Annotated in this window: 13 protein-coding genes; 5 read left to right on the top strand and 8 right to left on the bottom strand. The window is 66.9% G+C overall.

Annotation, left to right across the window (positions count from 1 at the left end):
• Positions 1-60: 60 nt before the first annotated feature.
• Positions 61-969, bottom strand: a complete 909-nt coding sequence (gene glyQ, locus J7367_RS16745) for a glycine--tRNA ligase subunit alpha (protein ID WP_057659262.1) — start codon at positions 967-969, stop codon at positions 61-63.
• A 90-nt stretch (positions 970-1,059) separates the two neighbouring features.
• Between glyQ and J7367_RS16740 the strand changes: the two genes are divergently transcribed.
• From J7367_RS16740 to J7367_RS16730, 3 genes are all read left to right on the top strand, one after another.
• Entirely contained in the window at positions 1,060-2,874 is a 1,815-nt protein-coding gene (locus tag J7367_RS16740) for a GspE/PulE family protein (protein ID WP_057659265.1), read from the top strand.
• A gap of 944 nt (positions 2,875-3,818) precedes the next feature.
• Positions 3,819-4,571, top strand: coding sequence for a glutamine amidotransferase (locus J7367_RS16735; protein WP_003484963.1), 753 nt, complete (start codon positions 3,819-3,821; stop codon positions 4,569-4,571).
• A 59-nt stretch (positions 4,572-4,630) separates the two neighbouring features.
• Positions 4,631-5,530 (top strand): BPSS1780 family membrane protein, encoded by a 900-nt coding sequence (locus tag J7367_RS16730; RefSeq protein WP_057659267.1) that lies wholly within the window; start codon positions 4,631-4,633, stop codon positions 5,528-5,530.
• A gap of 243 nt (positions 5,531-5,773) precedes the next feature.
• Here the strand turns inward: J7367_RS16730 and tatC are convergent, their stop codons facing one another.
• The 4 genes from tatC to J7367_RS16710 all read right to left on the bottom strand — a co-directional run bounded on the left by tatC (position 5,774) and on the right by J7367_RS16710 (position 8,358).
• Positions 5,774-6,511, bottom strand: coding sequence for a twin-arginine translocase subunit TatC (gene tatC, locus J7367_RS16725; RefSeq protein WP_007963315.1), 738 nt, complete (start codon positions 6,509-6,511; stop codon positions 5,774-5,776).
• Positions 6,508-7,134, bottom strand: coding sequence for a Sec-independent protein translocase protein TatB (tatB, locus tag J7367_RS16720; RefSeq protein ID WP_007963317.1), 627 nt, complete (start codon positions 7,132-7,134; stop codon positions 6,508-6,510). Before tatB ends, tatC begins: the two co-directional genes overlap by 4 nt.
• Positions 7,135-7,149: 15 nt before the next feature.
• Entirely contained in the window at positions 7,150-7,377 is a 228-nt protein-coding gene (tatA, locus tag J7367_RS16715; RefSeq protein WP_023905698.1) for a Sec-independent protein translocase subunit TatA, read from the bottom strand.
• Between the two features lie 72 nt (positions 7,378-7,449).
• The gene (locus J7367_RS16710; protein WP_057659269.1) at positions 7,450-8,358 is read right to left on the bottom strand and encodes a YSC84-related protein; all 909 of its coding nucleotides are present in this window, start codon (positions 8,356-8,358) and stop codon (positions 7,450-7,452) included.
• Positions 8,359-8,511: 153 nt separating this feature from the next.
• Between J7367_RS16710 and hemH the strand changes: the two genes are divergently transcribed.
• Positions 8,512-9,477 (top strand): ferrochelatase, encoded by a 966-nt coding sequence (hemH, locus tag J7367_RS16705; protein WP_057659271.1) that lies wholly within the window; start codon positions 8,512-8,514, stop codon positions 9,475-9,477.
• A 2-nt stretch (positions 9,478-9,479) separates the two neighbouring features.
• Positions 9,480-10,340, top strand: coding sequence for an alpha/beta hydrolase (locus J7367_RS16700; protein WP_042806195.1), 861 nt, complete (start codon positions 9,480-9,482; stop codon positions 10,338-10,340).
• A gap of 448 nt (positions 10,341-10,788) precedes the next feature.
• Here the strand turns inward: J7367_RS16700 and J7367_RS16695 are convergent, their stop codons facing one another.
• From J7367_RS16695 to ttcA, 3 genes are all read right to left on the bottom strand, one after another.
• A complete protein-coding gene (locus J7367_RS16695) occupies positions 10,789-11,574 on the bottom strand; it encodes a SprT family zinc-dependent metalloprotease (protein ID WP_007963323.1) in 786 nt (261 codons plus the stop codon).
• 191 nt (positions 11,575-11,765) lie between these two features.
• Positions 11,766-12,671, bottom strand: coding sequence for a recombination-associated protein RdgC (locus J7367_RS16690; RefSeq protein ID WP_057659274.1), 906 nt, complete (start codon positions 12,669-12,671; stop codon positions 11,766-11,768).
• Between the two features lie 63 nt (positions 12,672-12,734).
• Positions 12,735-13,655, bottom strand: a complete 921-nt coding sequence (gene ttcA, locus J7367_RS16685) for a tRNA 2-thiocytidine(32) synthetase TtcA (protein ID WP_022560380.1) — start codon at positions 13,653-13,655, stop codon at positions 12,735-12,737.
• Between the last annotated feature and the right edge of the window lie 551 nt (positions 13,656-14,206).

Genomic DNA, 14,206 nt, shown 5'->3' with positions numbered 1-14,206 from the left:
CATGCGGCCCCCATCCGCCCTGCAGGCACCTTCCCCCGCCAGCGGGAGAAGGCAACAGCATCAGCGTTTGACCCCGGGAAATCCCAACCTCTCGCGCTGGGCGTAGTACGCCTGCGCCACGCCCTGGGCCAGCGCGCGCACGCGCAGGATGTAGCGCTGGCGCTCGGTCACGCTGATCGCGCGGCGCGCATCCAGCAGGTTGAAGGCGTGGCTGGCCTTGGTGACCTGCTCGTACGCCGGCAGCGGCAGGCCGACCTCGACCAGGTGCCTGGCTTCGGCTTCGCAGGCATCGAAGCGATGGAACAGCTCGGCCACATTGGCATGTTCGAAGTTGTAGGTGCTCTGCTCCACCTCGTTCTGGTGGTACACATCGCCGTAGGTCACTGCGGCGCCGTCCGGGCCGTAGGTCCACACCAGCTCGTAGACGTTGTCGCAGCTCTGCAGATACATGCACAGCCGTTCCAGCCCGTAGGTGATCTCGCCCAGCACCGGCTTGCACTCCAGCCCGCCGGCCTGCTGGAAGTAGGTGAACTGGGTGACTTCCATGCCGTTGAGCCAGACCTCCCAGCCCAGGCCCCAGGCGCCGAGCGTGGGCGATTCCCAGTTGTCTTCGACAAAGCGCAGGTCGTGCACCAACGGGTCGATGCCCAGCGCCTTGAGCGAGCCCAGGTACAGGTCCTGGATGTTGTCCGGGTTGGGCTTCATCGCCACCTGGTACTGGTAATAACGCTGCAGGCGGTTGGGATTTTCGCCGTAGCGGCCGTCGGTGGGGCGGCGCGAGGGCTGCACATAGGCGGCATTCCACGGCTCCGGCCCCAGCGCGCGCAGGAAGGTGGCCGGGTGGAACGTGCCCGCGCCCACTTCCAGGTCCAGCGGCTGGATCAGCACGCAGCCTTGCTCGGCCCAGTACTGGTTGAGGGTCTGGATCAGGCCCTGGAAAGTGATTGGGACGCGCCGGGAATCGGACATGCAGCAAGGGCCGTACGGGAGGGGTGCGCTAGTATACCGGCCGACCCGCGGCGCTTTGCCGCGCAGCACCGCTGCTGGGGAAGAACACGCATGGAACAGCGGCGCACCGCCGATCCGGACAACGCCGTGGCACTGCTGCCGCGCGGTCGGCTGATGTTCGACCCGGTGGCCGCGGCCCTGCTGGCCGACGGCATGGTGGTACCGCACGAACACGAGCGCGTGCAGTTCTCCGCTGGCGGCGCGCGCACCGCCAGCGATGTGCATCCGCTGGTGCTGCTGGCCAATCTGAAACTGCATGCCGCCCAGCCGCCGGCCGGCGAGCTGGGCCTGGAACGGCTGACCGAATGGCTGGCCACCCGCACCGGGCTGCGCTATCTGCGCATCGACCCCACCCGCATCGATGTGGCCGCGGTCACCGGCGTGGTCTCGCATGCGTATGCGCGACGCCATCGCATCCTGCCGCTGGCGCTGGATGCCGAGCGCGTGCTGATCGCCACCAGCGAGCCGCTGGCGCTGGAGTGGCTGGCCGACGTGCAACACCTGAGCCGGCGCCGTATCGAGCTGGCGCTGATCAACCCGCTGGACCTGCATCGCTACACGATGGAGTTCTTCGGCGTGACCCAATCGGTGCGCGGCGCGCGCAGCGATGCGCGCAGCACCGAACCCAATGCCGGCCTGCCCAGCTTCGAACAGCTGGTGGAACTGGGCCGTGCCGGCGACGTCAATGCCGACGACCACCACATCGTGCATATCGTCGACTGGCTGCTGCAGTACGCCTACGAACAGCGGGCCAGCGACATCCATCTGGAACCGCGGCGCGAGGCCGGGCGCATGCGCTTCCGCATCGACGGGGTGCTGCACAAGGTGCTGGAAGTGCCGCCGTCGGTGATGACCGCAGTGGTCAGCCGCATCAAGGTGCTCGGGCGCATGGACCTGGCCGAACGCCGCCGCCCGCAGGATGGCCGCATCAAGACCCGCTCGCCGGGTGGGCGCGAGGTGGAAATGCGCCTGTCCACGATGCCCACCGCCTTCGGCGAGAAGTGCGTGATGCGCATCTTCGACCCGGATTCGGCGTTCAAGAGCATCGAACAGCTGGGTTTCAGCCCCGAAGAAGCCACCGGCTGGAGCGCGCTGGTCGAGCGCCCGCACGGCATCGTGCTGGTCACCGGCCCCACCGGCTCGGGTAAGACCACCACGCTGTATTCCACGCTCAAGCGCCTGGCCACGCCGGATGTGAACGTGTGCAGCGTGGAAGACCCGATCGAGATGATCGCTCCGGAATTCAACCAGATGCAGGTGCAGCAGAACATCGACCTGGATTTCGCCAGCGGCGTGCGCACGCTGCTGCGCCAGGACCCGGACATCATCATGATCGGCGAAATCCGCGACCTGGAAACCGCGCAGATGGCGGTGCAGGCTTCGCTCACCGGGCATCTGGTGCTGTCCACGCTGCACACCAACGATGCCGCCTCGGCGATCACCCGCCTGCTCGACCTGGGCGTGCCGCATTACCTGGTGGCCTCCACCCTCAACGGCGTGCTGGCGCAGCGGCTGGTGCGCACGCTGTGCGTGCATTGCAAGCGCCCGCACACGCTCAGCGATGCCGACTGGGCGGCCATCCGCGAGCCAGGCGAGGCGCTGCCGGAACCGCTCAACGTGCACGCCCCGGTCGGTTGCCTGGAATGCCGCCGCACCGGTTACCTGGGCCGGGTGGGCCTGTACGAACTGCTGCCGGTCACCCCGCGCCTGCGCACCCTCATCCGCCCCGACACCGAACTTGCCGGCTTCAGCCAGGCTGCCCGCGGCGAAGGCCTCCGCACGCTGCGCCGCACCGGCCTGGAGAAGGTCGCCGCGGGGTTGACCACCATCGAAGAAGTGCTGTCGGTGTTGCCGCCGCGCGAGTAGCCCAGAGCAGCTGACACAACGCAGCGCGCGTCCGGCTTGGGGAGCGCAGCGGCTGTATTCGCCGCATCCGCTTGAAGGCAAACAGAAGCCTGCGCAAAGAGGTCGAGTACGCTGCGCCCTCACCGCTCGCGGGACACAGCGTGAGCTCGCCGCTGGGGCTCGATGGCGGCATGCATGCCGCCAACGGCCCAGCAAGCGGCAAGGACACCGCACCGGATCGCCGGTCGGCGGTTTTATAAAAGCAGCTCATGGTGCGAAGGAGGTGCGGCTTAGCGCTCGGGCGCTGCAAGCTGGTCGCGTCCAACTCATATAGCCAGCGAACATCGCCTGTGGCCTGCACTGACACACCGACCATCTCGATTGGTCCTTGTCCGCTCGCCATCGCAGGACCCTTGGCGGCATGGATGCCGCCAAGGAGCTGACAGGGACGTACTTGCAGCGTGTCCTGCGATGGTGGGCGGGCAAGGGCCCTGCAACAAAGCCCCAGATCAGCCGTTCTGCAATAGACAGGACTTGAAGACTTTTTGTTTGCCGCGCTAAGGGCGGCTGCCAAAACGACGGCAGCTCGCTAAGTGCTGTCAGCCGAGCCAAGTCCAACGCCAGCAAAGCGCAGCACCCGACACCCCTAGATGCCCAGACCCACGGCTCGGCAGCCAAAGCCACACGCGGGCAACTGGTCACTCCAGCCCTGCCTGCTCCCGTTCAAGCAGGCAGCGGCATTCTCAGACCGCAACGCAACCCACGCGCGGGCAGTCCAGTCGCGTGGATCGCTGCCGATATCCATGGCGTGCCACCGCCGTGGTTACCCCGTCAATCCCGCTTGGAGGGAATCAGGACATGTCATTCGGCAATGACCCGCAGCGCGCGTCCTGGAGTGCCGCTTGAAAAAAACGCGTCGCTGCCGCCTACAATCGGGTGCATCTGTTGTGTCCGGATCTTCGCGCATGTCCGTTTTGCCGTTCCTGATCATCGAAACCGGGCAGCCCGTGCCGGAGATGAAGCGATACGGCCGTTTTCCGCACTGGATCCGCGTGGCGGCCGGGCTGGCCGAGCAGGAAACGGTGGCCATCGACGTCGCCAATGGCGACGCGCTGCCCGACCCGGCCGACTTTGCCGGCATCATCGTCAGCGGTTCGGCTGCCTTCGTCACCGACCGTGCCGACTGGAGCGAACGCAGTGCCGAATGGCTGCGCCATGCCGCCCATCAAGGCATGCCGCTGCTGGGCATCTGCTACGGGCACCAGTTGCTGGCGCACGCGCTGGGCGGCGAGGTCGACTACAACCCGGCCGGGCGCGAATCCGGCACCATCGCGCTGGAGCTGCATCCGCCGGCCGAGCAGGATCCTTTATTCGCAGGCCTTCCGCCGCAGTTCCCGGCCCATGCCACCCATCTGCAGACAGTCGTGCGTGCCCCCGACGGCGCCATCGTGCTGGCGCACTCCCGGCAGGACCGCTGCCATGCCTTCCGCTGGGGCCGGGCCACCTGGGGCGTCCAGTTCCACCCCGAATTCGCCACCCACCACATGCGCGGCTATGTGCAGGCGCGTGCCGACTGCATCGCCCGCCACGGACGTTGCGCCCGCACGGTCGCCCGCGAGGTCACCGCCGCCCCCATCGCCCGCAAGCTGTTGCGCCGCTTCGTGCATCACGCACGCCGGCTGCAGACAGTGAGCGCTCGTCCCGCCGCGCACACGTAAAAGCAGCGATAATCGCGCGACGCCGGATGGTCCGGCGCGCGTATCGATCCGGAATGGGAATGAGCGAAATTCGTAAGGTGCCGGCATCTGCCGGCGCAGAATGGCTGTTGACCGGTTTCTCGCTGTTGAAGCGGGCGCCGCTGGCGCTTGGCTCGCTGGGGGTGATCTGGAGCGTGGCCGCCTCGTTGGTGGTGTCGCTGTCGGTCCTGGTGCCGCTGTTGGGCCCGGCTCTGCAGTTCCTGCTGGTGCTGGCCGGCCCGTTGTTCATGGGCGGCCTGCTGTGGGCCATCCGCGAAGTGGACGAAGGCCGCATCGCCAAACCGTCGCATTTGCTGCATGGCCTGCAGGACGGTCGTGCGCCGCATCTGCTGGTGTCGCTGCTGCCGCAGCTGATTGCCGGCCTGCTGCTGGGTGTGCTGCTGCTGGCGATGATCGGCGCCAGTGGGCTGCAGCAGTTGTCCGAGGTGATGGTCAAGATCAACCAGATCAGCCAGTCCGGCGCGCAGCCGGATCCGGTGCAGATCGAGCAACTGGCGGCCAGCCTGCCGGCCGGGCGCATCCTGCTGTGGCTGCTGCTGACCATCGCCACCTTCGCCGCGATGACGCTGGCGCTGTTCGTGATGCCGCCGCAGGTCATGTTCGACCGCAGCACCGGCGGTCACGCGCTGCGCGAAAGCCTGCGCGCCAGCCTGCACAACCTGCCGGCGATGCTGGTGTTCTTCGTGCTGGCCTTCATCGCCATCTTTGCGATCTATTTCGCGGTGATGATCGTGGCGCTGATCGTCGGCCTGGTCGCCGGCCAGGTCGCGGCGGCGTGGCTGGCCCAGCTGCTGCTGATGGCGGTGCTGATGCCGGTGTTCGCCGGCTCGGTGTATGCGGCATGGAAGCAGATGTTTACCCACGAAGGCGCTGTCGCCCGGCCAGCTCCGCCATCGCGGCCGGATGTCTTTGTTGCTTGAGGTCGCGCAGCCGTAGGAGCGCACCTGGGCGCGGCCTGGGCGCGGCCTGGGCGTTCTCGGCGTAGGCTTCGTCGCGCCCGGGTGCGCTCCTACGTGGACGATGGCATCCGGGGCAATGCTGCGCAGCGACCTGGTGTGTGCCCGAAGACGACCGAACCGCCCACCTGCATGCGACGGCGCCGCTTCGATGCCCTGATCGGCCCGTTCGATCACTGCCGCGCGCGCCTCGGTGCAGCGACGGCACTAAGCCGGCTTTGGAGCCACAGCACGCGAGGCCATGATGCCCAGCTCGTAGAGCAGGCACATGGGGATGGCCAGCATCAGCTGCGACACCACGTCTGGCGGGGTCAGCACGGCGGCCAGGATGAAGATGCCGACGATGGCGTAGCCGCGGCCTTCGCTGAGCTGTTTCGGCGTGACCCAGCCCAGCAGCACCAAGATCACCAGCGCCACCGGCAGTTCGAAACTGGCACCGAAGGCGAAGAAGATCGCCAGTACGAAATCCAGATAGGAATTGGCGTCCGGGGTAATGGCGATCACGTCCGGCTTGAACGTGGTCAGGAAGTGGAACACCGCCGGCAACACCAGGAAATAGGCGAACGCGCAGCCGATATAGAACAGTGCCACCGCAGACGCCAGCAGCGGAAATGCCAGTTTCTTTTCGCGCTGGTACAACCCCGGCGCCACGAAGGCCCAGGCCTGATACAGCAGCCACGGCACGCTGAAGAACACCGCCACGAAGAAGGTCAGCTTGAGCGGGGCGAAGAACGCGCCGGCCGGGTTCATCGCGATCATCGTCTGCCCCAGCGGCAGCTGCGAGATCAGCGGTGCGGCCAGCCACGAATAGATCGCCCGCGAAAACGGCAGCAGGGCCAGCAACACCACGCCCAGCCCGATCAGCGCGCGGACCAGGCGGGCGCGTAATTCGACCAGATGCTCGATCAGACTGCTTTCGGCCTGTGCGTCGTCGAACAGGCTCACGGCTGTTTCTCCTGGATCCTGGCGGGCGCGCTCGGCATCGACGCGTCCGGTGTGCCCGCATCGACTGGCGCGACGGCGACCGGCTCAGGCGCGCTGGCCAGATGCGCGGCGTGCGGCGCTGGCACTCTCGTGTCGTGGGGAGCCGGAACCAGGGTGTGATGCGGCGCTGGCGCAATGGGTTGAGCTTGCGCAATGACCGGCGCGGTGTGTGCAGCTCCAGCCGTATCGGTTGCGCCTGCTGCCGTATCGACATCGGGGCCGGCAGACAAATCCGCATGCGCCAGTTCCAGCGGCGTTGCCACCGGCGTGGCGCTGGCGCGGATGTCGATATCGCGGCTGACGTCGTCGTGCAGCGCGCGGGCACCCTGCTCGACTTGCTGTTGCTTGTTGCGCAGCTGGTCTTCGGCCTCGCGCAGCGAGGCTTGCACGTCCTGCAGGCTGCGCTTGAGCTCTTCGGCCTCGAGTTCGCGTTCGAGTTCCTGCTTGACCGAGTCCCACTGCATGCGCGCACGGCGCACCCACAATCCGGCAAATCGGGCCGCCTTGGGCAAACGCTCGGGGCCGAGCACCACCAGGGCGACGACCGCAATGAGCGTCAGTTCGCCAACACCTATGTCAAACACCGACGCCGCTCCGGATCAGCGCGCGTCGCGGTCGCGTTCGGCCTGCGCCTCACGCGCCTGCTCGGCAGTGCGGGCGTCGTCGCCGAGCTTGCCGGCCGGCTTGTCGTCGTCGTGCATGCCTTTCTTGAATTCCTTGACCGCGCTGCCGAGATCCTTGGCACCGCTGGTGAGCCGCTTGGTACCGAACACCAGCAACACGATCACCAGCACGATCAGCCAGTGCCAAATGCTGAAACCGCCCATGATCTGCTCGCTTGCTGAAAAGAAGGAAGACGCAGGATACCCCAGCGCACCGCGCAGGGGGATGACAGTGCGTTAGCGGTTGCCGTCTAGTGATTCGGTGCGGATTTCGCCTTCCGATACCGGCTGGAAACCTTGCTGGGCCGGCGGCGTGGCGCTGGGCTGCATCGGCACGGTGCTGGCTTCGCTGGCCGGCGGCGGCACAGTGGCCGGTTGCCGTGCCTGCGCCGGCGGCGGGGTTTGCGGACGCGGTGCCGGCGGCGCGTCATCGGCGGCGGCATCGGTGCCGCGATTGGCGCGCGCGGTGTAGGTGGCCTCTTCCAGCCGGTCGCGGAAGGCGATCACATCGGTGGACGGGCGTTCGCTGGTGCGGCCTTCGAAAATCATGCGCGGGGTCGCGCCACCGCCATAGGCATTGAGATCGGCGGCATCGTCGATCTGCAGGACCGCACCGTCCAGCGCGACCCCGGCGAACAGGCCACGGGCACGCGACCAGGACCAGATTTCGGCCTTGAGCTGACCATCGGTGGCTGCAGCGGCATTGCGCCCGACCGGGCCTGCGGCCACGCCGGCGTCGGCGCCAAGGGTGAACTTGCCGTTGACGATGTTGTCCAGGCTGCGGTCGTTGCGGAACACCAGCACCACGTCGGACGACTGCACGCCGGCCTGGAAGCCGATGCTGCCGCCGGTGAGCTTGACGAACACCGGTTGCGACCAGCTGCCATCGGCATTCTTCATCGACATCAGTCCATGGCCGCGCCGGCCGCCGATCACCAGGCCGGCCTTCAGCGTGTCGGGAATGACCACGATGGCGCGCGCCTCGTCGAGCAGTTTGTCCGGAATGGCCTGCTCGGGGATCTTCATGATCTCGGTGAGCACACGCACCGCATTGCGTGCGCGCTGGTCTTCTTCCGGGCCGGCGACGGCATGGCCGGCGGCCAACGTCAGCGACAACAACAGGGCCAGGCGCGACAAACGAGGCATGACAAGCTCCAAGGAAGAATCCGTTAAAGATAGCAATGCCGCGACGTTAGTGCCGGCGCAATGAATCGGTGGTGAGCGCAACCGGCATGGAAGAGGCGGCCGATCGCAGCGATCGTCGCGCTGTTGTCGGCAGCGGTGCCCGGCTCTGCCAGAATGGTGCGCATGAACACGACACCCGATACCGCCCTGCTGGTCGTCAACCTCGGCACCCCCGAATCGCCGACCGCCCCGGCCGTGCGCCGCTACCTGGCCGAGTTCCTGAGCGACCGCCGCGTGGTCGCGATTCCACCGTTGTTCTGGAAGCCGCTGCTGTACGGGGTGATCCTGCCGATCCGCGGGCCGAAGTCGGCCGAAAAATACGCCAAGGTGTGGTTGCCGGAGGGCTCGCCGCTGGCGGTCTACACGCGCCGCCTGGCCGGCGGCCTGCAAGCGGTCATGCCCGACTGGCATGTGGAATGGGCCATGCGCTACGGCGAGCCGGCGTTGCGCAAGACGCTGGACCGGCTGCGCGCACGCGGCATCAAGCGCATCGTGGTGCTGCCGCTGTATCCGCAGTATTCCACCACCACCACCGCTTCGATCCAGGACGTGGTGGATGCATGGCGCACTAGCGCGCCGGAGATTGCGGTGGAGGTGATCCAGGACTACTGCGAGGACACCGGCTGGGTGGCAGCGATCGCCGAGTCGATCCGCGCGCACTGGCAGGTGCATGGGCGCAGCGAAAAGCTGATGTTCTCCTTCCACGGCCTGCCGCAGCGCGTGGCCAATGCCGGCGACCCGTATCCGCAGCAGTGCGAACGCAGCGCGCAGGCAATCGTGGCAGCGCTGGGGCTGGGCGCGGACGAGTGGCAGATGGGCTACCAGTCGCGCTTCGGCTCCGAGCGCTGGCTGCAGCCGTACGCCGAACCCACGCTGTGGAAACTGGCTGAAGGCGGCGTGCGCAGCTTCGACCTGGTCTGCCCGGGCTTTGCCACCGACTGTCTGGAAACGCTGGAAGAAGTCGCGCTGGGCTTTGCCGAAACGCTGGCCGAGCGTGGTGCCACGCTGAGCTATATCCCCTGCCTCAACGCCAGCGATGCGCATGCGCAGGCATTGGCCGCACTGGCGCGCCGCGCGTGAGGTTGGAGCCGTTTGCGTGCGAGGTGGCCATTGGCAGCATCACCGGATTACGCAACCCGGAGCGCGGCCCGCGTCGGGTGATGGCCTTGCATGGCTGGCTGGATAACGCGGCCAGCTTCGTGCCGCTGAGCGCGCATCTGCACGCGCAGGAGTTGGATCTGGTGCTGCTGGATCTGCCCGGCCACGGCCACAGTGGATGGCTGCCGATCGGCGCCGAGTACACGCTGAGCACCACCATCCAGCAGCTGTTGCAGGTTGCCGACGCTCTGGGCTGGGAGCGCTTCACCCTGCTCGGCCACTCGCTGGGCGGCGGCGTTGCCAGCCTGCTGGCTGCCGCTGCGCCCGAGCGCGTGGAAGCCTTGATCGCCATCGAAGCGCTGGGCGCCCTGGCCGAGCCCGTGGAAAACACCGCGGCACGCCTGCGCGATGCAGTCGCGTCGGCACGCACCCTGGCAGAGCGGCCACTGCGGGTGTTTCCGTCGATGGAGATGCCGATACGCGCACGCATGATGGTCAATCAGCTCACCGAACCGGCAGCACGGCTGCTGGTCGAACGCGGCGTGCGCGTGGTGGAAGGTGGCTACAGCTGGTGCAGCGATCCGCGCCTGACCCTGCCCACGGCCGTCCGCATGACCGAAGCGCAGATCGACGTGCTGCTGGCCTCCATCGTCTGCCCCACCCAGGCGATCTTCGCCACGCCCGCACAGCCGTATTTCCCGGACGCATTGCGCGACCACCGCGTGGCGATGATGCGCGATGCACGCCTGCAGCTGCTGCCCGGCACGCACCACGTGCATATGGAAGCACCGGAAGCAGTCGCGGCGGTGATCAACGCCTTTTTGGATGGTGTGCGTCACGCGTGATGGGCAGATGCGAATCGCGCAGGTGAACTAGATCCATGGCAGATGCCGCCCGCCTCGTAGGCGCACTTGAATCCTTCGATCGGTGGCATGGGCCGTGGACCTTCATCCAGGCGGTGCGCACCGCCGACCACTTGGATGCAGGCGATCGCGTCCTGTTGGACCAGGCGTGGGCAGCGGCGTGTCACGCCGACCACTGAATGTCGGCGCGCACCCTGGACGCGGGCGCTGCGGCTGCAGAACACGCCCTGTCAACACGCTTTGCCTGGTTGTCGCTGCTGGCCTGCCGGCACCTTGCCCGGGCTGCCTCCTACGCGTGGCGCTAGCGGCCTCTTCGCTGCAGCTCTGACCACTCGCTGGCGCTGGCCGTACCGATCGCCTGGTGCTGTTGCCGCATCCGTATCACTGTCGCGAACGGGGCCTCACCGCAGCCGTGCGCGCTACGCCTGCGTCACTGCGCGTGCAGCAACCGACGCAGCTGCGCCTTGAGCTGGCGGCCATGTTCGTGGAAGTAACTGCGCTCCTCGCGCCAGGCAGGAAAACGTTGCTCCACTTCGGCCCAGAATGCGGGCGAGTGGTTGGCCTGCACCAGATGGCAGAGCTCGTGCACCAGCACGTATTCGAACGCGGAAGGGCGACCAAGCACCAGCGCCAGGTCCAACGCCATCGAGCCATCCGGTGCGAGCGAGCCCCACTGCGAGGACATCACCTTCAGCCGCAGTCGTGCCGGTGCGCGCGGCAGGCCGGGCAGATAACTCGGCAACCAGCGGCCGACATCGGCGCGCGCCTGTGCTTCGTAGAATTCCTTCAGGGTGCGACGTAGGCCGGCATCGCCCAGGCGGGTAGGCACATGGAACTGCGCCCCGTCGTCGGTGATATCGATGCGTGCATAGCGCCCTTCGTGCCAGCTCAACGGCAGCAACGCACCGCGCAACGGCAGTTGCCCGGGCACGCCACGCTCGAGGGCAGGAAACGCATCGACCTGCTGATACCGCGACAGCTGCGTGGTCAGCCAGTCCAGATGCGCATGCAGAAACCGTTCGCCGGAAATCAGGCTCGCGCGCAGCGGCAAGGTCAGCCGTGCGCCACGTTCGTCGACGCTCAGCTTGATGCGTCGCGCGCGCGGGTCGCGCACGCGCAGCACCGCGATGTCGCGGCCGTCCAGCTGCACGCGCACGCAGTCGCGTTCGACAACCTGCGAGGGCGGTGCAATCAGGCGGCGGACGGGCTTGAACATGCGCACAGGATACCGCCACGATGTGTCAGCCGGTGAGACGCGTTGATTGCCGCACTCGGTGACTGCCAGACCGTGATCGGTGTCGTCCCAGGAAGCGATTGGACACCCGATGGGGCAGTTGTAGAGCGGCTGATCTGCGGCGTTGCTCGCCTCAAATCGCGCCTCAACGACGCCACCGTTCGACGTTCCGGTTACTCGGCCTTGCTCAACTTCAGCGCGGTTTCCAGCAACAGGAACAAGCGGCGGATCTCGGCGCTCATCAACGCAAAGCGTGCGTCGAGTTCGGCGCGTGCGCCGTCGTCCTCGCTGTGTTCGAGCTGATCCAGGGCGCCGTCGAGGAACTTGAGCTTGCGGATCACCAGATCGTCGCCGAGCACGAACGACAGATTGTCGTCCAGCACCAGCGCCAGCTTGGTGACCTGCTTGCCGGCCTCCAGGTGCTTGTCGATCTCGTCGCCGCGCAGTTCCTGGTGCTGGCACTTGACCACCGCGCCGCCTTCGATCGGGTCCTTCATTTCGCACTCTTCGCCCAGGCTGAGGCCTTCGGGCAAGGGCTCGCCGGCGATCCAGCCGGTGAGGATGGCGCGCGGAGCCACTTCGGCATTGAGCGGCAGCGCCGGGAAGCTGCCGAGCGCGCCACGGATCTCGCTCATCACGTTCTCGCCGCTCTTGCGGCTGGAGCTGTTGACCGCGATGTAGCCGTGCTGCAGGTCCAGGATGGAGTCGGTGCGCGAACTCTTGACGAAGGCGCGCGGCAGCAGCTCATGGATCAGGTCGTCCTTGAGGCGCTTGCGTGCCTTGCCACCGGGGCGACGGCCTTCCTTTTCCTCGATTTCGGCCACCTTGCGCTCGAGCAGGTCGTTGACCACCGCGCCGGGCAGGATCTTGTCCTCGCCGCCGACGGTGAGCCACAGAAAATCTTCCAGGCGATGCGAGAGCACTTCCTGCTCGTCGCGGCCGAACGGAGAGATGAAACCGCGCGAGCTCATTTCCAGCGGGCCGACCGGCTTGAGCTGCACTTGCGGCAGCAATGTGTCGATCTCGGAGAGATCCAGGGTGGTGGGAAAGCGGAACAGGGTGAGGTTGCGAAAGAACATGCGTTGGACCGAATGAAGAAAAACGTGGAGGGTGGAAGACTGCCGGCAGCCGGAGAGGCAGCGTCAGTCGCTATCGTGGGTGGCGTCGCTGGCCGACAGCCACGCGCTGGGATCAGGCGCAAGACCGGCCGGCGCTGCGTCGCCGTTACGGCCCAGCGCCAGGAAATCGAACAGTGTGCGGTCGGCCAGTTGTTCGGGGCGGACGTCGCCCAAGGCGCGGGCGATCTGCTCCACGCGCCCAGGCTGCTCGCGGTCCCATTGCTGCAACATCTTGCCAACCTGCTGGCGCTGCAGGTTTTCCTGGCTGCCGCACAAATTGCACGGAATGATCGGAAACTGCCGCGCCTGCGCGTACGCCGCGATGTCGGCCTCGCGCACGTAGGCCAGCGGGCGGATCACCACATGCGCGCCGTCGTCGCTGCGCAGCTTGGGCGCCATCGCCGCCAGCCGCGCGTGGTGAAACAGGTTCATGAAGAAGGTGGCCACGATGTCGTCGCGATGGTGGCCGAGCGCGATCTTGGTCACGCCATGCGTCTGGGCATAGGCATACAGCGCGCCGCGCCGCAGCCGCGAGCACAGCGAACACATCGTCTTGCCGGCCGGAATCACCCGGCTGACCACCGAATAGGTGTCCTGCTCGACGATATCGAACGGCACACCCAGCCCGCGCAGGTAGGCCGGCAGCACATGGGCGGGAAAGTCGGGCTGTTTCTGGTCCAGATTGACCGCCACCAGGCTGAACGGCACCGGCGCCTTGCGCTGCAACCGCAGCAGCATATCCAGCAAGGTATAGCTGTCCTTGCCGCCGGACAGGCAGACCATGATCTTGTCGCCGGGCGCGATCATGCCGAAATCGGCAATCGCCTGGCCTACCTGGCGCTGCAGGCGTTTGCCCAGGCGCAGCTGTTCGCGCTGCAACCGCTGACGCGGGTCGCGCGGCGCGGGGTCGGACAGGGGTTGCGGCAGCGGCAGGACAGCGGTCATAAGCCCTCCATTGTAGCTGCCGTGGCCGGTGCGATGAGGGGGGGTGCGGTGTGACGGCGCGGCCCCTCCCCCATCCGCCCTTCGGGCACCTTCCCCCGTGAACGGGAGAAGAGAGCAAGCCCTGTTGACGGGAAGCGCGCGCGCCTATTCCACGCAGTTCCCTCTCCCGCACGCTGGGAAGGTGTCCGAAGGGCGGGAGAAGGCAGCACGCCAGGCGCATCACCGGCATCCCGCCATCCGGCGACCACAGACCAGTTCGTATCTCGCAGCGCAGCAAGCCTTTCCGCGCCGGGCTGGGTAAAGTCGCAAAGACAGTGTTCCCTCGGATAGGCATGGCATCTCCAGCTTCGCTCCATGGCGTGACTTTTTTCGGCCGCAATTGTGGTAGCGCTAACATTTCCCGTCGCGCGCGTGCGGTACAGCGCGCAAGCATGCCGCCTGTGCTGGTTGCGCGCGCGCCGCAGTGCGTGGCTGCAGGCGCTCGGTGGCGACGCCTTCCACTGTTCCCCTCCCCTTGACGCAGGAGCTTCACCCCATGAGCAACACCGTGT

This window comes from Xanthomonas sp. D-36-1 (genome assembly GCF_017746155.1).
GTDB classification, from domain to species: domain Bacteria; phylum Pseudomonadota; class Gammaproteobacteria; order Xanthomonadales; family Xanthomonadaceae; genus Xanthomonas; species Xanthomonas cissicola.
This window is presented reverse-complemented; position numbering and strand designations above follow the sequence as displayed.